This is a genomic window from Deinococcus marmoris DSM 12784 (genome assembly GCF_000701405.1).
Taxonomy (GTDB): domain Bacteria; phylum Deinococcota; class Deinococci; order Deinococcales; family Deinococcaceae; genus Deinococcus; species Deinococcus marmoris.
In genome coordinates this window covers 71,225-97,442 of the sequence record NZ_JNIV01000005.1, presented here as the reverse complement: position 1 = coordinate 97,442, position 26,218 = coordinate 71,225, and the positions used below count along the sequence as shown (strand labels likewise).

At 66.1% G+C, this 26,218-nt stretch carries 23 protein-coding genes and 1 pseudogene; 19 read left to right on the top strand and 5 right to left on the bottom strand.

The genetic code is table 11. The features are described from left to right. The 4 genes and pseudogenes from Q319_RS27790 to Q319_RS0101840 form a co-directional block, all read left to right on the top strand. A pseudogene (locus Q319_RS27790) lies at positions 1-369 on the top strand (hypothetical protein); the annotation flags it as partial. A gap of 188 nt (positions 370-557) precedes the next feature. Continuing rightward, positions 558-2,762, top strand: coding sequence for an Agd3-related carbohydrate-binding protein (locus Q319_RS0101850; RefSeq protein WP_029480122.1), 2,205 nt, complete (start codon positions 558-560; stop codon positions 2,760-2,762). 3 nt (positions 2,763-2,765) lie between these two features. Continuing rightward, entirely contained in the window at positions 2,766-3,503 is a 738-nt protein-coding gene (locus tag Q319_RS0101845) for an endo alpha-1,4 polygalactosaminidase (protein WP_245618899.1), read from the top strand. 56 nt (positions 3,504-3,559) lie between these two features. After that, the gene (locus Q319_RS0101840; protein WP_245618897.1) at positions 3,560-4,432 is read left to right on the top strand and encodes an MJ1477/TM1410 family putative glycoside hydrolase; all 873 of its coding nucleotides are present in this window, start codon (positions 3,560-3,562) and stop codon (positions 4,430-4,432) included. Positions 4,433-4,518: 86 nt separating this feature from the next. On the opposite strand, the gene Q319_RS0101835 is transcribed toward Q319_RS0101840, so the two are convergent. The 4 genes from Q319_RS0101835 to Q319_RS0101820 all read right to left on the bottom strand — a co-directional run bounded on the left by Q319_RS0101835 (position 4,519) and on the right by Q319_RS0101820 (position 7,807). Then, the gene (locus Q319_RS0101835) at positions 4,519-5,658 is read right to left on the bottom strand and encodes an FtsW/RodA/SpoVE family cell cycle protein (RefSeq protein WP_051655012.1); all 1,140 of its coding nucleotides are present in this window, start codon (positions 5,656-5,658) and stop codon (positions 4,519-4,521) included. After that, positions 5,655-6,995 carry a UDP-N-acetylmuramoyl-L-alanine--D-glutamate ligase gene (murD, locus tag Q319_RS0101830; protein ID WP_029480118.1) on the bottom strand — a complete coding sequence of 447 codons (1,341 nt, stop codon included), beginning with the start codon at positions 6,993-6,995 and terminating at the stop codon, positions 5,655-5,657. Before murD ends, Q319_RS0101835 begins: the two co-directional genes overlap by 4 nt. A gap of 133 nt (positions 6,996-7,128) precedes the next feature. Beyond that, a complete protein-coding gene (locus Q319_RS27785; RefSeq protein ID WP_029480116.1) occupies positions 7,129-7,335 on the bottom strand; it encodes a hypothetical protein in 207 nt (68 codons plus the stop codon). A gap of 34 nt (positions 7,336-7,369) precedes the next feature. Continuing rightward, the gene (locus Q319_RS0101820; RefSeq protein ID WP_034413326.1) at positions 7,370-7,807 is read right to left on the bottom strand and encodes a M67 family metallopeptidase; all 438 of its coding nucleotides are present in this window, start codon (positions 7,805-7,807) and stop codon (positions 7,370-7,372) included. A gap of 155 nt (positions 7,808-7,962) precedes the next feature. Between Q319_RS0101820 and Q319_RS0101815 the strand changes: the two genes are divergently transcribed. The 13 genes from Q319_RS0101815 (at position 7,963) to Q319_RS0101755 (ending at position 22,447) form a co-directional block, all read left to right on the top strand. After that, the gene (locus Q319_RS0101815; protein ID WP_029480114.1) at positions 7,963-11,220 is read left to right on the top strand and encodes an FtsK/SpoIIIE family DNA translocase; all 3,258 of its coding nucleotides are present in this window, start codon (positions 7,963-7,965) and stop codon (positions 11,218-11,220) included. A 311-nt stretch (positions 11,221-11,531) separates the two neighbouring features. After that, on the top strand, positions 11,532-12,584 hold the full coding sequence (locus Q319_RS0101810; RefSeq protein ID WP_034413322.1) for a cysteine protease StiP domain-containing protein: 1,053 nt from the start codon (positions 11,532-11,534) through the stop codon (positions 12,582-12,584). Next, positions 12,581-13,537 carry an HpcH/HpaI aldolase/citrate lyase family protein gene (locus tag Q319_RS0101805; protein WP_029480111.1) on the top strand — a complete coding sequence of 319 codons (957 nt, stop codon included), beginning with the start codon at positions 12,581-12,583 and terminating at the stop codon, positions 13,535-13,537. Before Q319_RS0101810 ends, Q319_RS0101805 begins: the two co-directional genes overlap by 4 nt. Before the next feature lie 213 nt (positions 13,538-13,750). Continuing rightward, positions 13,751-14,206, top strand: a complete 456-nt coding sequence (locus Q319_RS0101800) for a tellurite resistance TerB family protein (RefSeq protein WP_029480109.1) — start codon at positions 13,751-13,753, stop codon at positions 14,204-14,206. 60 nt (positions 14,207-14,266) lie between these two features. Next, on the top strand, positions 14,267-14,842 hold the full coding sequence (locus tag Q319_RS0101795) for a TerD family protein (RefSeq protein ID WP_029480108.1): 576 nt from the start codon (positions 14,267-14,269) through the stop codon (positions 14,840-14,842). A gap of 112 nt (positions 14,843-14,954) precedes the next feature. Further along, positions 14,955-16,160, top strand: coding sequence for a TerD family protein (locus Q319_RS0101790; RefSeq protein ID WP_029480106.1), 1,206 nt, complete (start codon positions 14,955-14,957; stop codon positions 16,158-16,160). Continuing rightward, positions 16,161-17,402, top strand: a complete 1,242-nt coding sequence (locus Q319_RS0101785) for a VWA domain-containing protein (RefSeq protein WP_029480104.1) — start codon at positions 16,161-16,163, stop codon at positions 17,400-17,402. Between the two features lie 134 nt (positions 17,403-17,536). Continuing rightward, complete coding sequence (locus Q319_RS0101780; RefSeq protein ID WP_029480102.1) at positions 17,537-18,115, top strand: TerD family protein; 579 nt, start codon at positions 17,537-17,539, stop codon at positions 18,113-18,115. Positions 18,116-18,395: 280 nt separating this feature from the next. Beyond that, positions 18,396-18,971, top strand: coding sequence for a TerD family protein (locus tag Q319_RS0101775; RefSeq protein ID WP_029480100.1), 576 nt, complete (start codon positions 18,396-18,398; stop codon positions 18,969-18,971). Between the two features lie 134 nt (positions 18,972-19,105). Continuing rightward, positions 19,106-20,161 carry a DUF475 domain-containing protein gene (locus tag Q319_RS0101770; protein ID WP_029480098.1) on the top strand — a complete coding sequence of 352 codons (1,056 nt, stop codon included), beginning with the start codon at positions 19,106-19,108 and terminating at the stop codon, positions 20,159-20,161. A gap of 265 nt (positions 20,162-20,426) precedes the next feature. Then, a complete protein-coding gene (locus Q319_RS0101765; RefSeq protein WP_029480096.1) occupies positions 20,427-21,023 on the top strand; it encodes a sulfite oxidase-like oxidoreductase in 597 nt (198 codons plus the stop codon). Continuing rightward, positions 21,023-21,574: a mismatch-specific DNA-glycosylase gene (locus Q319_RS0101760; RefSeq protein WP_029480095.1), complete on the top strand. Its 552-nt coding sequence runs from the start codon at positions 21,023-21,025 to the stop codon at positions 21,572-21,574. Before Q319_RS0101765 ends, Q319_RS0101760 begins: the two co-directional genes overlap by 1 nt. A gap of 57 nt (positions 21,575-21,631) precedes the next feature. After that, positions 21,632-22,447 carry a hypothetical protein gene (locus Q319_RS0101755; protein ID WP_029480093.1) on the top strand — a complete coding sequence of 272 codons (816 nt, stop codon included), beginning with the start codon at positions 21,632-21,634 and terminating at the stop codon, positions 22,445-22,447. 18 nt (positions 22,448-22,465) lie between these two features. Here the strand turns inward: Q319_RS0101755 and Q319_RS0101750 are convergent, their stop codons facing one another. Further along, entirely contained in the window at positions 22,466-23,917 is a 1,452-nt protein-coding gene (locus Q319_RS0101750) for an alpha/beta hydrolase (RefSeq protein ID WP_029480091.1), read from the bottom strand. A 132-nt stretch (positions 23,918-24,049) separates the two neighbouring features. Here Q319_RS0101750 and argJ point away from each other — a divergent pair, with 132 nt between their 5' ends. Continuing rightward, entirely contained in the window at positions 24,050-25,219 is a 1,170-nt protein-coding gene (argJ, locus tag Q319_RS0101745; protein WP_029480088.1) for a bifunctional glutamate N-acetyltransferase/amino-acid acetyltransferase ArgJ, read from the top strand. Positions 25,220-25,369: 150 nt separating this feature from the next. After that, entirely contained in the window at positions 25,370-26,155 is a 786-nt protein-coding gene (locus tag Q319_RS0101740; protein ID WP_034413319.1) for a hypothetical protein, read from the top strand. Positions 26,156-26,218 lie beyond the last annotated feature (63 nt).

Genomic DNA, 26,218 nt, shown 5'->3' with positions numbered 1-26,218 from the left:
GCCTTCCCGCACTACATGCACCAGCCCAACCTGCGCCAGTACGCCGCTGGCAAGAGCCTGGCCAGCGACTGGGCACGCGCCGCGCTGGTCAAGTATAGCCAGTACAGCACCCTGCCCCTGAACACCTACAAATGGGATCAACTGGGCGACTACATGAAGAGCCGTACGCTGGAGGAAAAGGCCAAGGCGGCAGGCACCCTGCGCGGCGTGTGGAACCGCAAGACCGGCGCGGTAACCCTGAGCAACCTGTCGTCCGGCACGGTCCCGGTCACCCTGACCGGCGCGAACGCGGGCAGCCTGTACGGCGCTTACAAGACCCAGGTGGTCACCCTGAGCGGCAGCAAGGCGGTGCCAGTCACGCCCCAGTAATACGGAATCCGTGTGTCACTTCCTCTCAGTCCGTTCGGATTTCCAGATGTTTTCGGCACCCTTGCACCAGGGTCCGTATCAATCCACCTGAATCCGCCTGAATCTCTATCGCCTCCCCAGCATTCCCAAGTGGTCCGCCCAGTCCTTTACCCCTTCCTTACCATTCACCGTTCCCCACAGGAGTCTCCATGACGAAGTTGAAAACGCTGTTCCCGCCCGCTCTGCTGCTGTCCGCCGCCCTGATCCTGACCGGGTGCGGAGGCGGCAGCGCCCCCGGCCCCGGTGCCCAGCCCGACGCCGGAATCGTCGGTGAAAACGGCGTCAAGCTCAGCGAGATCGAGCGTTACGGTGAGACGGTCTCGGCCTCTGAAGACGGTGACCTGAACCCGCCCGGCGCGGTGGCCGGTGACATCAGGCGGTTGCTGCCGCAGGGCTTCAGCGCGCAGCGCCTCGGCCCAGCCCGCATTCCCGCCGCCCCCGCCGGACGCCCCAGCGCCCAGAGCGTCCGCGCCCAGGGTCTGCCCGGCAACGCCCAGACCGGCAAGGTGGCCCTGAAGATCCTGGTGCTGCACGCCGGGGCCGCCGACTTCGGACTGGCCCCCGCGAAGGCGCTGCTGTCCCAGCACGGCATTGCCTACGACACGCTGGACGCCATGACCACGGACCTGAACCTGGGTACCCTGATCGGCCCCGACGGCGTGGGCAAATATTCAGGCGTGGTCCTGGCCAGCAACTCGCTGACCACCGAGAGCAGCCCCGGCATCTTTACCAGCGCCCTGAACGACGGCGAATGGGCCACGCTCTTCGAGTACGAGGCGGCCTACAAGGTGCGCCAACTGGCACTGTTCGGTTTCCCCGGCATTGCGCCGGAAGATTACGGCGTGCGGGCCGTGCCAGGGGCGGAAACAGGGAACTCCGACGCCACGGTGACGGCGGGCGGCAAAGCCGTGTTCGGTGACCTGACCGCTCAAGCGGTGCCGGTGCGGTTCTCGTTTGCCTACCCCAGCCGTCTGGAAGCGGTGCCCAATGTGAAGACCACCCCGCTGCTGACCGACGCGAACGGCAACCTGCTGGCCGTGACCAGCACCGCCGCCGACGGGCGCGAACGGCTGCTGCTGACCATGGCCCAGAACGAGTACCTGACCCACACCCAGCTCCTGGGCTACGGCATGGTGCAGTGGCTGACCCAGGGCGTTTACCTGGGCGAGTACCGCCGTTACCTGGGCGTGGACATCGACGACTGGTTCGCCACCGGAGACCGCTACGACGCCCCCACCAAAACGGTGGTCCTCAACGGGTTCCGCATGAAGGCCAGCGACGCCCTGTCGGCGCGTGACCAGCAATCGGCCATCCGCAGGGATTTCCCGGCAGCAAAAAACTTCACCTACGCCATGGTGTACAACGGCCTGGGAGCCGACATCCTGGCCCCCCGGACCTGCTCGCCGTCCGCCAAGGTCAAGGACCCCCTGAGCGCCGTGAGCAAATGCCTGGGCCGGGATTTCGACTGGGTCAACCACACCCGCGATCACCCCCTGATGGATAACCTGTCGCTCAACGAGAGCTTCAATCAGGTCTTCCAGAACACGCTGATCGGGCTGTTCATGGGCCTGAAACTGAGCGAGAAGAGTCTGGTCACGGGCGAACTCAGCGGGCTGGGCTGGAAGGCCCTTGCCGAGGGCCAGCCCAAGGTGGATTACGGGCTGAGGGCCAGCAACGTCAATTTCCTGGACGCGGCCACCCTGTCGGGCGTCAAATACGTGGCCTCCAACCGCAGCGTCGCCAGTCACTGGGACGCGTCCTGCCCCACCTGCGGCGTCTTCCACCCCTTGAAGCCCAACATCCTGCTGATTCCGCGCTGGCCCAACAACGTCTTTTACTACTCCAGCACGCCGGATGAGGCGGCCACAAGTTACAACGCAGTGTATGCCCCCGGCGGCACCGCGCCGTACTGGCCCAAGGCCCTGAGCTACGCGGAATACCTGGACAAGGAAAGCGACATCGGGGTGCAACACGTGCTGTCGGGGGCCGCCTGGCCGCACTACATGCACCAGCCCAACCTCAACCAGTACGCCCCCGGCAAGAGCGTGTCCACCGACTGGGTGCGCGCCGTGCTGGACAAGTACACCGGGGCCAGCACGTTGCCGGTCAATACCCTGGCCTGGGACGATCTGGGGGCCTACGTGGACCGCCACACCCGTGAGCAGAAAGCCAAGGCGGCGGGCACCCTGGGCGCAGTCTGGGACCGCAAGACCAACAGCGTGGCGATCACCAGCCGCGCGGGCACCCTGCCCGTCAGCCTGACCGGCGCGACTTCCGGGGCCACTTACGGCGCGGTACGCATCCTGAACCGCACGGTCGGCGGCACGGTCAACGTCGCCGTGACCCCCAGGTAGGCGTTGCTCACGGCCATCTCCGCCCTCTCGCCCCACCTGCCCCTGAGCGTCTATTACGGCCTGCCCACGCCACAGGCTTTAAAGGCGCTGGGGGGCTTCGGCACGGCGGTGGTGCAGACCACGCTGTACAAGCCGGCCCAGCTCAAGGCCCTGCGCGCGGGCGGGACGCGGGTGCTGGGCTACCTGAGCGTGGGCGAGGACCACCCCGTCGGCGACTACCGCTGTACCCCTGGCTGTCAGACGTACCATCTGGAGGTCAATCCGCAGTGGGGCAGCGTGAAGGTGGACGCCCGCAACCCCGCGTGGTGGGCCGAGTTGCTGCGGCGCGCTGACCTGGAACTTCAAAACGCCGACGGCCTGATGCTCGACACCCTGGACAGCGCCGGGGCCGAGGCCACGCTGGCGCTGGTGCAGACGCTGCGGACCGCCTTTCCCAAAGCGACGCTGCTGGCCAACCGGGGCTTTGGCCTGCTGCCGGGTCTGGCGCGGCTGGTAGACGGGGTGCTGTTCGAGGGCTTTTCCACCACCCACACCCCGGCCTACGCCGTGCTGGACAAGGGGGGCCGGACCTACACCGCCCACTGGCTCAAGGAACTGCGCGCCCAGGGCCTGAGCGTCTGCGCGCTGGACTACGCGAATACACCCGCTCTGGCCCGCGCCGCACGCGAGCGGGCCGCGCAGTACAACGTGCAGACCTTCGTGACAGACCGCGCGCTGTCCCTACCTGGAGGTTTGCCCTGAACACCGTCCTACCTTCCCGCCCACCTTTCCAGTCCCGCGCCCTGCGGTGGCCGGCTTTGCTCTCTCCCCTGCTGCTGCTCGGCCTGGGCTGGGCGGCGGCAAGCGGCCCGTCGGCTGAAACGAGGTCAGATCAACTGCGCGCCGCGCGCACCTGGGCCATTCAACTGGGCGGTCTGGGCGGTACAGACGGGCCGCGTCTGAGGCCGCTGGCCGGCGTCCCCTTTGATCTGCTGGTCATCGAGCCGAACGACGACGACGGCCAGCCCTGGAGCCGCGCCGAGGTGGGGGCCGCCGCAAACGGAAAACTGCTCGTCGCCTACCTGAGCGTGGGGGCCGCCGAGGATTACCGCCGTTACTGGCAGCCCGGCTGGAAACCCGGCCAGCCGGAGTGGATTTTAAAGGCCGATCCCGACTGGCCTGGCAATTACGACGTGGCGTACTGGAACCCGGCGTGGCAGAAACTGGCGCTGGCCGGGCTGGACACGCTGATCGACCAGGGCTTTCACGGCGTCTATCTGGACCTGATCGACGCCTACATGCGCCGCCCGGAACGCCCCAGCGCCCGCGCCGAGATGGCAGCCTGGGTCTGCCAGATCGCCCGGCACGCCCGCGCCCGTGACCCCCAGTTCCTGATCATCCCGCAGAACGCCCCCGAACTGCTCTCAGACTCTGACTACGCTGCCTGCGTGGACGCCACCGCCCAGGAGGAAACCTTCGTCTACGCCACGGATAGGGTCACCGAAGCCGAGCGGCAGACCGAACTGCTGGCCAGCTTCAAAAACTGGCGCAAGCTGGGCAAGCCGGTGCTGACGCTGGATTACGCCTCGAACCCGGTCCTGGCCCGGCAGACCTACGCCCGCGCCCGCACCGCCGGACTGGTGCCGTATGTCAGCGTGCGGAATCTGGATGTGCTGACACCGGGCCGCTGACACCACGGCGTTAAAGCGTGCGAAAAGAACGAGGCAGCGTGGGAAAGTCCCAACACGCTGCCTGTCTGCTTTTTGAGATTCCAGTTTCAGTCGCCGCTCAGGCCCATGCCCCCACTTTCGGCGACCCTGGCCTCGGCGGGCCGGGCCTCGGTTTCGGGCAGGTTACGCCGGACCTCGCGCAGGGCAGAGTGGATGATGCCCAGCGCCACGCTCATGGTCAACATGCTGGAAAAGCCGAAGCTGACCAGTGGCAGCGGCACGCCCGTGACCGGAAAGAACCCGGCGGCGACGGCCAGATTCACCATCGCCTGCCCCACGATCATGAACATCGCCCCGGTCGCCAGGATGCTGGCCCCGTGGATCTCGGGCGTCATGGGCCGGATACGCGCGGCAAGTTGCGAGGTTTGCAGGGCCACCGACACGATCAGCCAGTAGCAGAACAGCAGCGTGATCACGCCCAGCAGCCCGGTGGAAAAGCCCACCGAGGCCACCACCATGTCGGTGTGGGCGGCAAAATACTCGTAGCGCCTGCCGTCCGGCCCCTGGCCCCACCAGCCGCCCCAGGTCAGGTCGCGGTGGGCAAAACCGATCTGATCCAGGCCGATGGCCCTTTCCTCATCGCGCGACTGGTGGCCCTGCCAGCGGGCCAGGATGTACGGGTGTTTTTCCAGATACACCGAGAAGACGGGCAGGGCCATCAGCGCCAGCGCGAACAGGAAGCCGGTGATGTTGCTGATCCGCACCCCGGCGGCGTACATGAGGATGATGCCCAGCGCGAACATCAGGACGCTGCTGCCCAGGTCCGGCTCGGCAAAGACCAGCGCGGTGGTCAGCAGGATCATGACCGTGGCGCTCAGCAGTTTGTTCTGCACGCCCCGGCGTGAGAAGAACGAGGCCAGCATCATGATCAGCCCCAACTTGGCCAGTTCGGACGGCTGAAAGCGGAAGGGGCCGCCGAAATCCAGCCATCTCTTGGTGGCGGTGCTTTCGGCGGTGCCCACCCCGATCACCAGCACCAGCGCCAGCAGCACCAGCGTAAAGGCCCAGAACAGCGGTCCCAGTTTCAGGAAGGTCCGGGGCCGCAGCCGCGCCACCGCAAAGGTGATGCCCAGCGCCAGCGCCGTTTTCCAGCCGTGTTCCACAACCAGGTCCGGGCGCGCGGTGGCGATTCCCAGCAGGCCCAGGGCCATCAGCAGCACCTGCGCGATGATCAGTTGAACGCTCACGCGCTTGCCTCCGGGTCCGCCGCATCTGCCGCGTCCGCCAGGGTCAGGGCCGCCCGCCGGAAACTGTCGCCGCGCATGGCGTAGTCCCGGAACTGATCGAAACTGGTGCCGATGGGGGCCAGCAGAACGGTGCCGCTGCCCGTAAGCGCCCCAAATCCGGCCTGGGCTGCCGCGCGCATGGTGGCGTCGCCATCATTCCCAGAAACGGCCACGAAGGGCAGCCCCAGTTCACGGGCCAGTTTCTCGCCGTCCTCACCGAACGCGATCACGGTTCTGACCCGGCCCTGCGCGGCTTCCCGCAGCGGCCCCAGCTCCGCGCCCTTGTCGCGCCCGCCCACCAGCCAGGCAATCGGCGGCCTGGCCCGCTCCAGCGCAGCCTGCACGGCGATGGTGCGGGTGGCGATGCTGTCGTCGATAAAGCGCACGCCGCCCACCTGCGCCACCGTCTCGAAACGGCCCCGCTGGGGCTGGGCCGCGCGCAGGGCGGCGGCCAGCACCTCGGCCTGAACCGGGCGGCCCAGTCGCAACAGCGTGGCCTCGGCAGCCAGCAGCGCGGCGGCGGCGTTGGCCGGGTGGATGGAGTCGGGCAAGTCGGCGGCGGGCAGGACTTCCTCGCCACTTCTCAGCACCAGCCGCGCCGGGGAAAAGGCGAGAACCTCAGCGCGCGTGCTGACCTCCAGCCCTTCGGGGACGATCAGCACGTCCCCTTCCTGTTGCCCCGCCGTGATGTTCAGTTTGGCGGCGTGGTAGGCCGCCACGGTGCGGTGACGGTCCAGATGATCGACGCCCAGATTGGTGATGACCGCCACGGGCAGGCGCAGCCCCGCCGCCCGTTCCAGTTGAAAGCTGGACAGTTCGGCCACTGCCACCGCTGCCGTGTCCACCACGTCCAGCAGCGGCGGATCGATGTTGCCGCCCTCACGCGCCCGTACCCCGCAGGCCCGCAGCAAAGAGGCGATCAGCACCGTGGTTCCGCCCTTGCCCGCCGTGCCAGTCACGCCCACGATGGGCAGCGCCGGGCGCAGACGGGCGGCCAGCAGCACCTCCCCGATGACCTCCGCGCCGCGCCCACGCAGGTTTTCCAGGTCCGGGTGATCGATGGGGACGCCGGGAGCGGCCACAACAGTCGCGTAAGTGCCGCCCACATCGCCGCGCCCGTAATGCAAGCTGTCCATCAACGCCAGATCCTCTGCCGAGGGCCGGGCGTCGTGCCACTGCGCCCGCGTTCCCTCTGCGGACAGAAACCGCGCCACGCCACGTCCGCTGCGCCCCAGACCATAAATCAGCAGACTTCCGTTATTGCCGCTGCCTGCCCCCACGTCCCGTTCCCCAGTCACGCCCCCAACATAGGGGAAAACAGGGTGAGGGGCGGGCTGTTCACGCGGCCTGCGGGGCACTGCGGATGTCCTCTGGATGTCCTGCGGACGTTCTGCGGATGTCTGGCCCCGCCCCTTTCAGGGCAAGCCGGAATCAGCCCCCGTCTCCGCCGCTCCCGCAATCTCCGCCGCCGGAAGTGTGACCAGCATCCGTGAGAAGAAACGGCAGACCGCCGCTGTCCAGGTTCGCACCCGTTCTGGTCACATCTGCCTGGCGCGTCGATCTGGACAGCGCCGCTGCCACGGCCACAACCAGGCACAGCACCAGGAAGATAAGCATGAGCGCCGTCAGACCGTTCATGGGCCTATTGTCGCTGCACATTGTCTGGTCCAGGTCAGGCGAACGAGTCCTCGCCGCCTTCCACAATCAGCCGTACTGGCGTTCCCTGCGGCAGACGGTAGGCGCGCAGCACGCGGTTTTCCAGGTCCGCGATCACGTAGGGCACCGGGTACGCGGCCAGACGCAGATCGGTGGAACTGGGCCACGCCGGGCCGCGCGGGTGGCTGTGGTACAGCGCCACCAGGGCCAGACCACCCCCGCGCATGGCCTTGAGGGCACGCAACAGATGGACCGGGTCTGCCAGATACTCGCTCTCCGGCTGCGGGGAGATGTTGGGCAGGGGGTACAGCGCCACGGCGCGGGCTTCCTCACCATCCAAATCCTCCGCCGTCCGGCCCGTGCCGCCCAGCGCGCCCACACACTCGCGCGGAAACTCGCGGGCGGCGTGCGCCCACAGCGCGTCGGCCAGCACGGCAGGCAGGATCAGGGACACGCCCCCAGTATGAAGCGCGGGAGCGGCGTGCCGCGCGGCACGGTTGCGGGGCCACCTGGGCACACGCCGCCGCCCCGTTCCTCCCAGGCCCAAATGCCGTACAGGACGACTCAATTTGTAAATACCGTGGCCCGCTTTGCGTTACACTGCCCGCTATGTCGAAGGCCCGCACCAAAAGTTCTCCCCCGGTCAGCCGTTTCGACGGCGAGGCGCTGGGTCTGGTGCTGTTCGCGGTGGGCATTTTTCTGGCGGTGACGTTGCTGCTGCCCGGCGAGGACGGACTGGGGGCGGGCGGCGTGGGCACACCCGGAACGGTTACGCCAGGAACGGGCGGCACGGCGGGCTTCATGGGCGGGGCACGTTCGCTGCTGCTGGGCACGCTGGGCTGGGGCGCGTACCTGCTTCCGATCATTCCCGTGGCCTACGGCGCGCTGGTCTTCCTGGGCCGCGACCTGCGGAACCTGACCCGCCGGGTGCTGGGCGGCCTGGTGGTGGTGGCCTCGCTGCTGGCACTGCACGAGGTCTTCCAGCCGGGGGCGGCGGGTCAGGGGGCAGCGGCGGTCATGCGCCCGCTGACCACCACCCTGAGTTACGCGGCGGCGCTGCTGCCCCTGGTCACGCTGACGCTGGGGCTGGAGCTGATGCTGCGCCTGACCCCGCTGAGCATGCTCAAGGCACTTTTCCGGCGGCTCAGCATGTGGCTGGGCGGTGCGTCGGCGGGGGTGCAGGGGGCCATCGAGGCGCGGCAGGACGGCATCGAGTCGGCCCGCGCACGCGGTGGGGTGCGCGCCGGGCTGATGGCCCACGGGCGCGAGCTGGACACCCTGCGCCGCCTGTACCCCGACGCCCATGAGATCAAAACCCAGCAGGCCGAACTCAAGGCCGCCGGGCGCGAGGTGCGCGGCCAGGACGAGGCGGGCCTCAAAGGACTGGAGCGCGACCTGAAGCACTGGCAGGAAAGCACCCGCATCTTTGTCGGCAACGGTGCCCGTGACCTGCGCGAGCTGGTGGCCCGTGAAGCCCCCGACGCCGGGGCCGACGCCGAGGCCCGCGCCGCCGAGATCCGCCAGGGCCGCCACGAGCTGAGCGTGGGGCTGCCCAGCACCCAGGCGTGCGACGCGCTGGAACGTCTGCGCCGCGCGATGGTCTCCGAGATCCAGCGCCTGTCCGGGCGCGCGGGCAGGCTGGAGCGGGAGCGGGTGGCCGCCGAGAAGGCCCTGGCCAAGCCCGACAGCGCCGCGCTGGCCCGCGAGTGGCCCGCCCACCGCGAACGGCAGGTGGCGTGGCAGGAGGTCAGCCGCGATTTCACCGAGTGGCGTGCGCGGGCCGACGTGTACCCCGGCTGGCCCGATCTGGCCACTGCCTTTGACCGCGCCCCAACCGAGGTGGCCGGCGAGCTGGCAGCGGCGCTGGCCGAAGACACCGACGGCACCCTGCGCGAGCAGGACCGCTGGAGACACCGGCTCTCGCAGGCCCAGGAAGACGCCCTGCGCCGCGCCGAGGCCATCACCGGCACGGCCACCCAGGAAGTCCTGGTGTCTGCCCCGGCGGTGCCGCCCACGCTGGACTTCGACTTCGTGAACGACGAGTTCTCGGAAGGGGAGCGCGCTGCCACTGAGCAAGCCCCTGCCAGACGGCAGCCCGCCGCCATCACGGCCACAGCGGACCCGGCGGGCTGGGGAGCGCCGCCCCTGGCTGCACCCCATATGTCCTCCAGTCCGTCCCACAGCCCGGAAACAGGCGGCGTCGATCCCTTCTCCGACTGGGATGACGACGATCTGCCGTTTGGGCCTGCGCCTAGTAAGACGAGCCGGACGCTGGACGCCGTGCCCAGCGGTAAAGGCGAACCGCTACTGGGCAAGGGCGGCGTGCGTGCGGGTGCGCCTAGATCGGGCACGCCGCCTTGGGAGCAAGATGCTGGCCCACCCCGGCAGGAAAAGCGTCCCACCAACCCTGTGGGCGCAATCGCGCTGGCCCTGCCCGACAGCAAATTACTCGATCCCATTCCGGCGGCGGCCCACAACACGGCGGCGCTGGAAGTCTCGGCACGGCAGCGGGCCGGACTGATCGACGAGACGCTGCGGCACTTCGGGTTGCAGGCCAAGGTGGTGGACTACGCGCGCGGCCCCACCGTCACGCGCTACGAGATCGAACCCGCACCGGGCGAGAAGATCAGCCGGATCGCCAGCCTGAGCAACGATCTGGCCCGCGCCCTGGCGGTGGGCGGCGTGCGCGTCGAAGCCCCGGTTCCCGGCAAGAGCGTGATCGGCCTGGAGGTTCCCAACGCCGAGCGCGAACCCGTGACCTTTCATCAGGCGGCCTCTTCTCCCGGTTTCCGCAACACCCGCGCCAGACTGCCGATCATCCTGGGCAAGAGCATCGACGGCGAACTGATGGTGGGCGACCTCGCCAAGATGCCGCACCTGCTGGTGGCGGGCAGCACGGGTTCGGGCAAATCGGTGTGTGTGAACACGCTGATCACCTCGCTGCTGTTCAAGTACCTGCCGGGCGATCTGCGCTTTCTGATGATCGATCCCAAGATGGTAGAGCTGACGCCTTACGACGGCATTCCGCATCTGGTCCGCAGCGTGGTCACCAATCCAGTGGACGCGGCGGGGGTGCTGCTGGGCGCGGTGGCCCACATGGAGCGCCGTTACAAGATGATGAGCGCGGTGGGCGCGAAGAATCTGGAGCAGTACAACGCCAAGATGCGCCAGACCGGCGAGACCGAGTTGCCCCATCTGGTGATCATCATCGACGAGCTGGCGGACCTGATGATCACCAGCCCAAAAGAAGTGGAAAGCGCGATCATGCGGCTGGCACAGATGGCTCGCGCCACCGGTATGCACCTGATCCTCGCGACGCAGCGTCCCAGCGTGGACATCCTGACCAGCCTGATTAAAGTGAACGTCCCGGCGCGCATCGCCTTTGCGGTCAGCAGCAGCCACGATTCGCGCACCATTCTGGACAGCATGGGCGCGGAACGCCTGACGGGGATGGGCGACATGCTGTTCTACCAGCCGGGGCAGGTCAAGCCCGTGCGCCTCCAGGGGCCGTATATCTCCGAGGCCGAATCCGCCCGTATCAGCGACGAGCTGCGCCGGATGGTCTTCGAGGACGATTTCGTGGAGGCGTACGGCGCAGACTTCGACAGTGAGATCATGTCCAGCGGCCCCGGTGACCGCAGCGGCATGGATTTCAGCGATCCGCTGCTGCGTCAGGCCGCCCAGATCTGCATCGAGGAGGGCCAGGGCAGCGTCTCCAGGTTGCAGCGCCGCCTGAGTGTGGGCCACGCCCGCGCCGGAAAGCTGATGGACCTGCTGGAAGCAATGGGCATCGTCAGCAAGCACCAGGGCAGCAAACCCCGCGACGTGCTGGCGACAGAAGCCGATCTACCCCAATACTTCGGTTGAGGGCACGCAGAATTGCCCGCGCTTGTCAGAAATGAACCTCAATGCTGCGCGGGATCTGATCCCTCGCCCAGACCTGTAGTCCAGAATGCGCTCTCTCGCGTAACATGTTTGGACCTTCTGTCTTCCCTCTCCCCTTTCCGGGCAGACCTCCCCTCTAGGTCTATGGTTCAGGTCCATACAGTTCAGGTCCATACAGTTCAGACCCACACAGTTCAGACCCACACAGTGCCCATCAGACCCACACAGCGCCAGCACGCACCTCCCCCAGGCACATCCCAGAGGCTGTCCATTTTTATGACCCGGACCTTTCCATGACCCAGACCACCACCCTTTTCCATACCTACGATCCCGCCGACGTGACGGTGCATCTGCGCCCGGCCATGCCACGGCTGGTGGGCGTGGCCGAGAAGGAGGCGCTGCTGCGGCAGGGCGTGTCCTACGGCACGCTGCTCACGCCCGAAACGCGCCCCAGCGCCGTGCAGATGACCGCCTACCACGCGGCACTGACCCGCAACGGTCCCCGCGTGGCGGAGCTGATCGCCAGTCTGACCGCGCATCTGCTGGCCCAGGTGCCGCAGCCGGTGCTGGTCTCGCTGGCCCGCGCGGGAACGCCCGTCGGCTGCGCCATGACCCGCTTTGCGCGGCGGCGGGGGCAAGAGCTGCCCCACCACACCCTCAGCATCATTCGGGGGGGCGGCATTGACCGGGAGGCGCTGCGGCGCGTGCAGGGGGCGCATCCGGGGGGCACACTGGTCTTCGTGGACGGCTGGACGGGCAAGGGCAGCATCCGGGAAACGCTGGTGGACAGCCTGCCTGCGGGCGTGCCGCCGCTGCTGGCCGTGCTGAGCGATCCGGCAGGCGTGGCCAGTTTCGCCGCCACCCACGACGATCTGCTGCTGCCCCACGCGGCGCTGAACGCCACCATCAGCGGGTTGCTGAGCCGGACCTTCGTGGACGCCGAAGCGCAGGTTGGGCAGAAGCTGCACGGCGTCCGCACCGAGGATCATCTGCGCCCCGACGATGTAACGGGCGGGTATCTGGCCGCGCTGGACGCCTTCGACACCGGGATTGACCTTCCCATGAGTCCCGGTCTCCGCCCGGTGCGCCCCTACGATGCAGTGCTGGCGCTGGCGGCGGGGCTGGATGTGCATGACCCGCACCTCGTCAAACCCGGCGTGGGCGAGGCCACCCGCGTCTTCCTGCGCCGTCAGCCTGCCGGGCTGCTGCTGCGCGACGCCAGACACCCCGACACCCGCCACCTGAACGAACTGGCGCGGGGGGCGGACATTCCGGTGACGGTTCACCCGGAGCTGCCCTATCTGGCGGCGGCGCTGATCGGTCCCCGCGCCGGGGAGGACGCATGACCACCCCGCTCTCGCCAGCGCCGCCGCTGAATCCCTGGCGGCTGAATCCCTGGGGACTGGGGGCCAGCCTGTACACCCCGGCCACCCGGCCCGATCTGCTGGCGCTGGGGTCCGGGCGTTACCCGTCCCTGACCAGCCTGATCTACTGCACCGAGGATTCCGTGCTGGAGGCCGATCTGCCCCTGGCACTGGCGAATCTGGCGCGCACGCTGCCGCTGCTGCCCCCACCCGGAACCGGGCCACTGCGCCTGATCCGCGCCCGCAACCCTCACGTTCTGGCCCGCCTGCTGACACTGGACCTGCGCGGCATCAGCGGGTTCGTGCTACCCAAAATTCACGCGGAGAATCTGGAGGCGTACCTGGGTGTACTGGCCGCCTCGGACTGGCCGCAGATGCCCGTGCTGCTCACGCTGGAAACCCCGGAAGCCCTCAGCGAGGCGCAGATGACCCGGCTGCGCGACCTGATTCTGGACGGCGGCCACGGTCCGCGTGTGGCCGCCCTGCGGATCGGCGGCAACGACCTGATGCACGCGCTGGGGGTGCGCCGCAAGCCGGGGCGCACGCTGTACGAGGGACCGCTGGAACGCGTGATCAGCATGCTCGTCGGCGTGTTCAAGCCGCACGGTTTCGCGCTGTCCAGCCCGGTTTACGAGGTCTTCGGCGACCTGTCCACGCTGGCCCGCGAACTGGAACAGGATCTGGAGTACGGGCTGTGCGGCAAGACCATCATCCACCCGGCGCAACTGGACACCGTGCTGGACGCCTACCGCGTGTCGGAGTCCGATCTGCTGGAAGCGCAGGCCATCCTCGCGCCAGACGCGCCCGCCGTCTTCCAGATGAACGGGCGGATGTGCGAACCGGCCACGCACACGCGCTGGGCCTCGGACATCACCTGCCGCGCCCGGCTCTACGGGGTGCTGGAAACGCAGCGGCACGAGGCCCTGCACTTCTGATCAGGCATTCTGATCAGGCACGGCCCAGCACCGGCTGTCCTCCCACCGCTACGCCGACAGTCCGCCGCTTTCATGAGAACAATTTCAAGGAGTCTAAACCCCAGTCCTGATAGTTTTAGGGGTAAGGTCCGCATTTCTGTGGCCTCACGTTCACGTCTTTCAGGTAGTTTTCAACAGGCAGTCCGTTCGGCAGACAGTCAGGAGGAACACGGTATGGGTTTTCTCGACAAGCTCAAGGCAATGGGCGCGCAGGCCAGCAAGGAAGCGCAGGACGGCTGGAGCCGTTTTAACAACGGCGCATTCGCCGACGCAACGATGGCCGCCTGTGCCCTGATCGGCGCGGCAGACGGCAAGATCGACCAGACCGAACGCAGCCGCACCGCGCAGTTCATCACCACCAGCGACAAGCTCAAGGCGTTCAACGTCGCGGACATGCGCGACAAATACGACCGCTACTGCGACAAGATCACCGCCGACTTCGACTTCGGTAAGATCGAGCTGATGCAGGCCATCGGCAAGGTGGCGGGCAAGCCCGAACAGGCCCGCGCCGTGGTGCAACTCGCGGTGGTCATCGCCAACGCAGACGGTGAATTCGACGAGAAGGAAATGGGCGTGGTGCGCGAGATTGCCCAGGCCCTCAAGCTGGACCCCGCCGAATTCAACGCCTGAGTGTTTAACGTATAAGGTCCCGATTCTTCGTCAAACTTTTCCCTTCCAGGAGGCACCAACATGGCAGTATCACTGAAAAAAGGCGGCAACGTTTCCCTGAGCAAAGAGGCCCCCGGCCTGAGCGCCATCACCATCGGTCTGGGCTGGGACCCCCGTGCCACCGACGGCAAGGAATTCGATCTGGACGCGAGTGCCTTTACCCTCAAGGCCGACGGCAAGGTCCGCGCCGACGGCGATTTCATCTTCTACAACAACAAGGTGTCTTCCGACGGCAGCGTGGTCCACAACGGCGATAACCGGACCGGCGAGGGCGCAGGCGACGACGAGACCCTTGACATCGACCTGAGCAAGGTGCCCGCCGAGGTGGACAAGGTGGCGATTGCCGTGACCATCGACGAGGCCGACGCCCGTGGCCAGAGCTTTGGTCAGGTGGGCGGCGCGTTTATCCGTGTGATGAACAAGGACGGCGGCGCGGAAATTGCCCGTTACGACCTGAGCGAGGACTACAGCACTGAAACCGCCGTGATCTTCGGCGAGATCTACCGCAACGGCGCAGACTGGAAATTCCGCGCAGTGGGTCAGGGATTCGCGGGCGGTCTGGCCCCGCTGGCCCGCAACTTCGGCGTCAACGTCTGAGCCACAGTTAGCCCAGATTACAGCTCGGACGCTCGGGGGGAGGTTGGGAACGTGGTTTCCAGCCTCCCTTTTCCTCACCCCACCAGCCCTCATCCCATCACACAGGGAGAACATGCAGACCTTCACAACCGGCCAGAAGACGCAACTGAGTACCCTGACCCCGCAAACGAACCTGACTTTAACGGTGCAGGTGACCGGACCCGCCTCCGAATACGATCTGATCCTGTTCGGGCTGGACGCGGCGGGCCAACTGAGCGATGACCGTTACATGATCTTTTTCAACCAGCCGCGCAGCCCGGAAGGTGCGGTGGAGATGAAAAGCGGGGCGCGGAATGAGAAGGTCTTTACGGTGGACCTGTCGCGCCTGCCTGCCAGCGTTCGCCGCCTGAGTCTGGCGTCCACGGTGGACAGCGGCGCATTCAACGCCATCGACCACGCCGAGGTCACCCTGAGCAGTTCCGGCACCCCGCTGATGAACTACCGCGTGACCGGGCGCGATTTTCAGCAGCAGAAGGCGGTCATGCTGCTGGACCTGTATTTCAAGGACGTGTGGCGGGTGGGCGCAGTGGGCCAGGGCTTCAACGGCGGTCTGGACGCACTGGTCAGGCATTTCGGCGGCACGGTGGCCGACACGCCCGCCGCACGTCCTCCTTCGCCCCCGCCACCCACCCCAACCCCCGCCGCCCCACGTCCCGCTCCCACGCCCGCAGCAATCTCAACACCGCCCGCGCCCACCATCAATCTGGGCAAGATTACGCTGGACAAGCAGGGCCAGAGCGCCAAGATTTCCCTGAGGAAAGACGGCCAGAAAGACCCGATCAGCGTCAACCTGAACTGGGACAAGGGCGGCGGCTTCCTGCGGGCCAGTGCGGACCTGGACCTGGGCTGCATGTTCGTGATGCAGGACGGGCAGAAGGGCGTGATTCAGGCGCTGGGCAACAGCTTTGGCAGTGACCGCTTTGAACCGTTCATCCTGCTGGACAAGGATGACCGCAGCGGCGCATCCAGCGACGGCGAGAATCTGGTCATCTCGCGCCCGGACCTGATCCATACGGTGGTCATCTTCGCCTTCATCTATCAGGGAACGTCCGACTTCACCAAGGTCAACGCCCGCCTGACCATGAAGGACCCACGCGGCAACGAGATCACCGTGCAACTGAGCAACCCCGACATGCGCCGGACGTTCTGCGCCATCGCCAGCATCGAGAACGTGGGCGGCGAGGTCAAGATCACCAAGGAAGAACGCTATTTCAAAGACCACCAGGAGGCCGATCAGCACTTCGGCTTCAGCTTCCGCTGGTCGGCGGGCAGCAAGTAGATGGGTGTTCTCCAGGCCGGGCAACGTGTGCCGCTCAGCACCCTGGGCGTGGGCCAGCGCCTGAGTGTGGACATTCACTGCACGCTGGACGGCGCGGACCTCACGGCCTTCGGCTTGCAGGACGGAAAGCTGGCAGATGACCGCTACATGGTCTTCTTCAACCAGCCGCGCAGCCCGGAAGGGGCGCTGGAACTGGCCCGACAGGGGGTGGACACCAGTTTCAATGTGGACCTCGCAGCGCTCCCCACGTCCATCACCGAGATTTACTTCACCGCCACGCACGACACCCAGCCGATTGGCGGGGCGGGGGCGCTGTCCGTCAAAGTTGGGGACGCGACGTTTGATGTCAAGCCCCATCTGAAGGCGGAAAAGGCCGTGATGCTGATTCGCCTTTATCGTCACGCGGACGGCTGGCGGCTGGCGACGGTGGCGCAGGGTTTCAACGGCGGTCTGGACGCCCTGGTGCGGCATTTCGGCGGGGAAGTTGCGGAGGCTGAGGCAGCTCCAGCGCCAGCCCCCACCGTCAATCTGCACAAGGAGCGCCAGCGCGTGCTGCTGGAAAAGGCCGAGCGCGAGCAGCCGCAACTGGTCAGCCTGATCAAGACCGCCAGCGTCAGCCTGGAAAAACGCGGGCTGGCCGACGCCCGTTACCGCGTGAAACTGGTGCTGGACATCAGCGGCAGTATGCAGAACGAATACCGCAGCGGCGCGGTGCAGGCGCTGGCCGAACGCGCCCTGGCCCTGGCCGCCCGCCTGGACGACGACGGCGAGGTGGAGGTCTACCTGTTTGGTATCCAGGCACACCGCAGCGGCACCCTGTCGCTGGACAACGTGGCCGGGTTCGTGGACCGTCTGAAGGTCAAGCTGGAAGGCGGCACCCATTACAGCCCGGTCATGAAAATGGTCCGCGAGGACGCCGAGAAAGAGGGCCGCGAGCTGCCCTGTCTGGTCCTGTTCATCACCGATGGCGGCACCAGCAACCCCGCCGTCGTGGTCCGCCAGATGACCGACGCCGCCGCCGAGCCAATTTTCTGGAAGTTCATGGGCATTGAAGAGGGCCGCGTCAACTTTGACTTTCTGGAAAAGCTGGACGATCTGCCGGGCCGCGTGGTGGACAACGCCGACTTCTTCCGCGTGCCCGCCCCTATTAAAATTGGGGATGCCGAACTGTTTGACCTGCTGCTCAATGAACTGGACGGCTGGCAGCGGGACGCGAAGGCGGCGGGAATCCTCCGCGTCTAACTGGCCAACGGTCAAACCGTCTCACCACAAAAATAAGAGACGAACGCCAGAGCTTTAAGCGGTTAGACAGTTAGACCTTTAGACGGTTTGACAATCTCTAACCCCCATTCCCCCTCACACAAGGAGCAAACCCAATGCCTATTTCCCTCAAGAAAGGACAGCAGATCAGCCTCACCAAGGAAGCCCCCGGCCTCAGCAGCGTTCGCATGGGCCTGGGCTGGGACGCCATCAAGAAAAAGGGGTTCTTCGGCTTCGGTGGCGGCTCGGCAGACGTGGATCTGGACGCCAACGCGCTGATGTTTGACGCACAGGGTCAACTGGTGGACGCCGTGTGGTTCCGCCAGCTTCAGAGCAAGGACGGCGCGATCCAGCACAGCGGCGACAACCGCACGGGCGCGGGCGACGGCGACGACGAGAGCATCACCGTGAACCTGTCGCGCCTGCCCGCCAACGTCACCACCCTGATCTTCAGCGTCAACAACTACAGCGGCCAGGATTTCAGCCAGATTGAGAACGCCTACTGCCGTCTGGTCAACACCCAGGGCGAGGCCGAGATTGCCCGCTATGACCTGTCGGCGGGCGGCCAGCACAGCGCCATGATCCTGGCGAGCCTCAAGCGCCAGGGCAATGACTGGACCATGACCGCCATTGGCGCAACGTCCAGGGGGCGGACGTACCAGGACAACCTGCCGGATATCAAGGCTTACCTGTAATTGAGATTCTGGGGTGGCTATTTGCGGTTTAACCCCTCCGCCCCTCCGGGGCACCTCCCCTTAGAAGGGAGGCAAGAGTTGCGGAATTGCTCCGCCAGACGCGTTCCTTGGCTCCCTTTTGAGGGGAGCTGGCTGCGAAGCAGACTGAGGGGTCAAATCGCAAGTCGCCACCAACAAAACCCGAACCACCATCCTCCTCCCCCACCGGGAACCCCTGCCCCCCAACCCCCGTACTCCCCCCGAACTTCTGAAATCGAGGTCATCAAAAAGGACGGTCAACATGGCACTTTCACTTCAAAAAGGCGGCAACATCTCCCTGAGCAAGCAGGACGCCAACCTGCAACGCATCATCGTGGGCCTGGGCTGGGACCCGCGCCCCACCGACGGTCAGGCGTTTGACCTAGACGCCTGCGCGTTCCTGCTCAACGACGGCGGCAAGGTGCGCGGCGATCACGATTTCATCTTCTACAACCAGCTCCGCAGCACGGACGGCAGCGTGGAGCATACCGGCGACAACCGCACGGGTGACGGCGACGGTGACGACGAGGCCATCAAGATCAACCTGACGCAGGTGCCTGCCGAGATTCAGCGGATCGCCGTGAGCGTGACCATTGACGAGGCCGACGCACGCCGCCAGAACTTCGGGCAGGTGGGCGGCGCGTTTATCCGCGTGGTCAACGAGGACAACAACCAGGAACTGACCCGCTTTGATCTGGGCGAGGATTTCAGCACCGAGACCGCCGTGATCTTCGGCGAGATCTACCGCCACGGCGGCGAGTGGAAGTTCCGTGCGGTGGGCCAGGGCTATACCGGCGGCCTGGGGCCGTTGGCGCGCAACTACGGCGTCAACGTCTAAACCCAGAACCTGACACTGGCACCCGTTCTGCAGAAGGCCGGGTGCTACTTTAATGGCTTGATGGCGCAGAGCGCCGCATAATCAACCGTTTGGTCTGCCCACCACAGAGCGGGCAGCCAGCAAGGAGAACAGTAGTGATTCAAAGAGAGTTTGGTTTTGCCTTCGGCGTGACCATCATTGCCCTGGCCCTGACCTTCTGGTACGGCCTCAATACCGGCGGTCTGATCGTGGCCCTGAATTTCTTGCTCATCGCCGTGGTGCTGGGCATCATGGAAGTGTCCCTGAGCTTTGACAACGCTGTTGTTAACGCCTCGGTCCTCAAGAACATGACCGAGAAGTGGCAGCGCAGGTTCCTGATCTGGGGCATTCTGATCGCCGTCGTGGGGATGCGGTTGATCTTTCCCATCGCCATCGTCGCCATCACGGCGGGCCTGGGCTTCGGCCAGGTGGCCGATCTGGCCCTCAACGACTCCACCCGCTACGGCGAGTATCTGGAAGAGGCGGAAGTGGTCATCAGTGCCTTCGGCGGCACCTTCCTGCTGATGGTGGCCCTGAATTACCTGATGGACCCCGACAAGGACGAACACTGGCTGGCGGGTTTTGAGCGCCGTCTAGCCGGGCTGGGCAAGCTGGACACCGTGCAGGCGATTATCGCGGGCGTGGTGCTGCTGGTGATCACCCGCTATTTCGTGGTTCCCGAAGAGCAGTTCGCGGCGCTGATGGCGGGCATGGTGGGTTTGCTGATCTATCTGGTCATGAACGCCATCGGCAACCTGTTTGACCCCAACGACATGGCCGCCAAGGCCGGAGCGGCAGGCTTCACGGCCTTCATGTACCTGGAAGTGCTGGACGCCTCGTTCTCGCTGGACGGCGTGATCGGGGCCTTCGCCATCACCAAGGAAATCGTGATCATCTCGGCGGGACTGGCGATTGGCGCGGTGTTCGTGCGTTCGCTGACGCTGTTCCTGGTCCACCAGGGCACGCTGGCGCAGTACCGCTTTCTGGAACACGGCGCGCACTACGGCATCCTGGCGCTGGCGGTCATCATGCTGGCCAGCACCAACCGCAACGTGCATATTCCCGAAGTTCTCACCGGACTGATCGGGGTGGCGTTCATCGGGGCGTCCATCTGGTCCAGCGTGCGGGCCAACAAGCGCGAACTGGCTGAGGGGAAATCTCAGGCGGGCTGAAGTTCAGGCCCAGGGCTGCGGAGGAGGCGAACAGGCTTCCTCCGCAGCTTTTTTATTGGGCGTCTTTTAGAGCATTTGTCCGAATGGAAGCATCAGAAAAAAGACTTCTGATGCTTCCATTCTCCCAAATCCTCAGTAAAATTCACTCACTTCGTTCGGTCAAAAGTGAACAGCTCTTTTGACAAATGCTCTATTGGGCGTTGCTGAAGGCCAGAACGTATCGCGCCCTGTTTCGGAGGCGCGGCCAACGCGCTTAAATACGCCCATGCTTGGAAAATTCTTCAAAAAGCCAGCGGACAGCATGGGCGGACGCGTTCCCCCCGGCCAGAGCCTGACCGCCCGCTTTCCCGTCCTGACCTACGGCCCCGCGCAGCACTACGACGCCTCGGAAGTGGTCATTCGTATCAGCGGGCTGGCCGGGGAGAAAACCCTGACCTGGACCGAGTTGATGGCGCTGCCGCAGACCACGCTGACCTACGATATCCACTGCGTGACCCACTGGAGCAAGCTGGACACCGAGTGGACCGGCGTGCGCGTCACGGACCTGATGGAACACCTGAAGCTGGACCCGGCGGCCACCCACGTCATGCAGCACAGCGTCGGGGGTTACACCACCAACCTCTCGCTGGAGGACTTCACGCGCCCGGAAAACCTGCTGGCGCACACCTTTGGCGGCGAACCACTGACGGCTGAACACGGCGGACCGCTGCGGCTGGTGGTGCCACACCTGTACTTCTGGAAAAGCGCCAAGTGGCTGACCGGACTGGAATTCATGGCCGCTGACAAGCCCGGATTCTGGGAAGTCAACGGCTACCACATGCGCGGCGATCCCTTCAAGGAACAGCGCTACGACGACGATTGATGGTGGAGGATCACACGCCAACGGCTGAGGGTTACCTCGTCCCGGATGTTCTGAAACCCGGCCTCGCGCTCCTGCTTGTCGGCACCGCGCCCAGCAAAATCAGCGCCGCCAAACGGGCCTATTACGCCAATCCGGTCAACAAGTTCTGGCGCACCCTACATACGGTGGGGCTGACGCCGAGGCAACTTGCGCCGCAGGAATACCCGCAGGTGCTGGACTACGGCATCGGCCTGACGGACGTGGCGAAACGGCACAGCGGCGTGGATTCGGCGTTGCCTGGCGAGGCGTGGAAGCCTGACGAACTCATGGAAAAGATCAGGACGTACCGCCCACAGATTGTCGCCTTCACCAGCAAGCGCGGCGCGTCAGAAACGCTGGGGAAGCCGACGGGCAAGCTGCCTTACGGCCTCCAGATTGAGAAGCTAGAAGGCGCGGAGGTCTGGATTCTCCCCAGCACCAGTCCGCTGGGCCACAACTATTTCCACCTTGAGCCGTGGCAGGCGCTGGCTGAACGGGTGTCTGAGATCAGGGACAAGCTGAGCGAACGCTGAACACGGCGTCCCAGAGGGCGGGAACTTTCCTCAGCCTCGCGCCGTATTCTGCTGTGTATGGCCCCCTCTGTCACCACCATTCTGACTGTGGCCCGCACCGGCTCGCGCGTGGTGCGGTATCTGATCCGGCCCGCGCACAAGGGGCCGGGGGACGTGAACAGCTTAGGCCACGATCCCTGGCTGACTCCTCACCTGGAAAACAGTGGCTCAAACGATCTGCGGCGTCAGGCCACCCGGCTGGCCCGGCGCGGCGTGGGCCTGGGCAAACTGACCCTGCAAGGCGTGCTGGGCGCGTTCGTGATCTTTCCATTGCTGCTGATCTTCGGCGTGCTGTTCGCGCTGGGCTTTGATCCAGCGGGCTGGCTACTGGGCATCACGCTGCTGCTGGGGCTGCTGGGACTGGTCCGCACGGCGGTGCGCGCCACCCGCCTGATGAATGCGCCAGATGAAGACGCGCCCGGAACTGCACCGAATGCGGCCCTACCCGCCGATCTTCAGGCGGATGAAACCAATCTGCTGGGAACGCTACGGACACACGAGCGTGCCCTGCCCCCGGCCAGCCGCGTGGCCTTCCACGCCACCGTGATCGCCACCCGCGACGCCCTGCGCGTGTCGGCGGGTGACCCGATGCTGAACCGTGATGCCTTTGATGTGCGGCAGGCGGCCCGCGAGGACATTCCCGAGCTGCTGGAAACCTACCGCACCGTGCCGTCCACGCCCGCCAACGAGGCCGAGTTGCAGCGTCAACTGGCCCTGATTGAAGAGCGCATGTCCGCCGTCATCCGGGACCGCAATGCCCAGCAGGGCCGGGTATTACAGGCGCACGGGCGCTATCTGGAAAACAAGTATCTGGAAAAGCCAGACACTGAATAACCGGAGACCGAGTAACCCCTACTTTTTCGCCTGCACCCCAGCCATCCACTCCAGAATCCAGCGGGCCACCTGATCGCTGCGGGCCGAGATGATGTCCAGATGCGCGGCCCCACTCAAGGTACGGACCGTCATTTTTGCCCCTGTCAGCGCGGCGTACTTGCCGTACTCCCCGGCGGTGGAAACGCCCTCCCCGGCCACAATGCCCAGGGCGGGCAGATTGACCTTGTGCCACACGCGCAGGTCTTTCTCAAAGGGTGTTCCCCGGGTGCCCTGACGCACGGCAGCGAGGTCCAGCGACAGCCGATTGGGAAAGTACCACTCACTGAAATCGCTGAGGGGGGTCCAGAAGCGCCCCACGAAATCCTGCGGATTGGTGGGGGCCAGTGGGTCTGCCTGCCAGCCGACAGGCTTAGTACGGTCCTGCTGTCCGGCCACCCAGTAACTGTCCCTGCCGCCCAGCACGGCGGCGATCAGGTTGTTACCCTCTACTGCGTTGGTGGCCTGCCCAGTCTTGAGGGCCAGGAAGGGCAGCAGGGCATAACGCTGCTCAAGCTGCACCATCGCCGCCGCCAGATTGGTGGCCGGGTAGTTCACCAGACCGCCCGACGGGGCCAGGGCATTGGGCTGCGTGGCGGCCAGTCGGGCCTGCGCGGCGGCGCGGCTGGCCAGTTTGGGACCGAAGTAGATCGCGTCCACATACGGGTCTTCGGGCAGTTTGCTCAGGCCAGTCAATGGCCCCAGCACCCCAGTTACCCCGTCCGCGTAATTTTCGGGGGTCAGCGGCTGGCCACTCAGCAGGCCCGGCGCACCGTCCAGCATGACCATACCGCGCACATCGTCCGAGCCGCGTCCGGTGTTGCCGGGAGGACCATCAAAGTCGTAGGCCGCGTACAGCCCGGTCAGGCTGCCGCCCATGGAGTGGCCACCGATAAACACCTCAGAGGTCAGGGTACGGGCCTCTTTAATTGCTGTCCGCCAGTCGCGCAGGGTCACATTCAGGCCCCAGTCGCGCATGTAGGACAGGCTTTCTTTAGAGCGGGGAGGGAGGCCATCTTTCACGATCTGCGCCAACTCCGCAGGATTGGCTGCCGCGATCTGTGCCTGGGGTTCCAGCAGATTGCTGCGGCGATCTACCGTCCAGACCGCTGTGCCCGGTTGCAGGGCCACGATCTGCCGCGCCAGTCGGTCAAAACTGCCCGCACCGCCCAGAAAGCCGGGCATCAGGAGAAGGATAGTTTTGGGCTTTGTGGGGCCATAACGGATGGTGATGCTGGCATTCAGCTCGGGGGGGGTGCCCGGAACCACGAAGCTGGGGCGCACCACACGCACGGCGGGAACTCTGGCGAGTACAGCGTTACTGGGCGTGGTCACGCGGGCGGGCACAGGAGGGCGAACACTTTGCTGACTTTGCTGGGCCGGGGCACAAGCAGCCAGCACGGCAGACAGCAGAAAAAGAGGCGACAAACGCATAGGGTCATGCTGCGTCACACACGAAACGCGGAAGGTGCGGACGCTTACCTGTGCAGAGGTTGATCCGCTGGGGGCAGGCTGTCTACGACGCGCCCCCTCTCCCACGCCCCACCCCGCTCTAGACTCCAGAGCATGAGCCAACCCTCCACTCCCCTGCCGCTGCCAAAAGGCTTTCAGACCGCCGCGCTGGCCGCCGGAATCAAGCCCAGCGGCAAGACCGATCTGAGTACCGTGGTCTCCGAGACCGACTGCGTGTGGGCCTTTGCCGGAACGCGCAGCACCACTGCCGCCGCCTGCGTGACGCGCAACCGCGAGGTATACGCGGCGGGCGGCCCGGTGCGGGCGCTGGTGGTCAACGCCGGAAATGCCAACGCCGCCACTGGAAAGCGCGGCGCGCGCGACAACGCCGATCTGGCCGACGCGCTGGGCAGCGTGCTGAATGTGGAGATGGACAGCGTATTGACCGCCAGTACCGGCATCATCGGCCACCCGCTGCCGATGGACCGCGTGCTGAGCGGCGTGGAACACCTGCCTGAGGACCTGGGGACCGACGCAGCCACGTTTGCAGGCGCGATCATGACCACCGATCTGCGGCCCAAGACCGCCTCGGCAGACCTGCCCGGCGGGGCGCGAATCGTGGGCGTCGCCAAGGGCAGCGGCATGATCCACCCGGACATGGCCACCATGTTCGCCTTCGTCTTTACCGACGCGGCGGTGGACGGCCCCGGCCTGCGCGCGGCCTTTTCCGCCGTGGTGGCGCGCACCTTCAACGCGGTCACCGTGGACGGCGACACCAGCACCAACGACATGGCGATGGTGCTGGCAAACGGGCAGGCCGGAGAGGTGGCCCTGACTGATTTCCTGCCCGCACTGGAAACCGTGATGCGTGACCTGGCCCGCCAGATCGCCCGCGACGGCGAGGGGGCCACCCGCCTGCTGACCGTCCGAGTGTCCGGCGCACTCACCGAAGCCGAGGCACTGACCGCCGCCCGCACCTGCTGTGTCAGCCCGCTGCTGAAAAGTGCCGTCCACGGCAACGATCCCAACTGGGGCCGCGTGATCATGGCAGTGGGCCGCAGCGGCGCGTCCGTGAACATCGAGGGCATGACCGTGACCGTGCAGGGCAATCCGGTTTTTGCCGGAAAGCCGCTGCCCTACGACGATGCGGCAGTCAGCGCCAGCATGAAAGCCGAGGAAGTTATCTTTGAGATAGACCTCGGCGTGGGCGGCGCGTCCGGCGAGGCATGGGGCTGTGATCTGAGTGCCGAGTACGTGAGCATCAACGCGGATTACACGACTTAAGACACAGTCGGTGGCCCCCTTTTTCCTCTGGGAGAGGGCCAGAAGGGGAGCCGCCGCGTCAATCAGAACTCCAGCAAATCACCAGATTTTAGCCACTTGAGCCAACCTTCAGAACCGGGCTTCAGGCGCACAGGCGGGCTACGCTAAGGCATGATCCCGCAAACCCCGAACAAAGCTCCTGCCCCACAGCCTGCGCTGGCCCGGCCCCTGGATTTCTCGTTCTCGTCCAACCGGATCGCGGCGGCGGGGGCAGTGGGCGCGGTGCTGCTGGGGCGCGTGGTGCGCGGCAACTGGTGGCAGGCGCTGGGCGTGGGCGGCGCGGCCTTCAGCGCCTGGGCGATTGCGCGGGAGCTGGACCCGGATTCACCGCAGACCGCCAACGTGGCGTTGCCCGTGGCCGCCGCCGCCGCGCTGCTGGGCGGGCCGGGCAACCCACTGGCCGCCTTCGCCGCCCTGAGTGGCCTGCGCCTGATCGCCGGAACCACCGGAGAGGACGCCACTCCCCTTGATCACCAGGGTCTGCTGGTGCAATCGGCATTGGCGGCGGCCACAGGCAACCGTTCGGCGGCGCTCCTCGCCTCGGCAGCGCCGCTCCTGACTCCCGGTTCCCACTCGTGGCTGCCCGCGCTGGGCGTGCTGATGCCCCGGTTGTGGCGGGACCACGCTTCGGGCATGACTACTCTGCCTGCCGCCCTGCTGGGACTGGGAGCTGTGGCCCTGACACCCGTGTTCACGGCCCCCGAACCGATCAGTAGCCCATGTGACCGCGCCCCCCGGACAGTGAAAGCCCAGGAAGTTCAGCGTGCCCGGCAGGCCGCCGTGATCTCGCTGGCACTGGGGCTGGGTGGCGGGGGCGTGCGCGGGCTGGTGCCGCTGGCCGCCGCCGTGGTCACGGTGGGGTTACGCCGTATGCAGCGGCGAACCGCCAGACCCTGATCTTCTCTTTCCCGCCGTCTATCTCGCGCCACGCCCCCTGCACCCTCAGCCCCTAGACTTCGG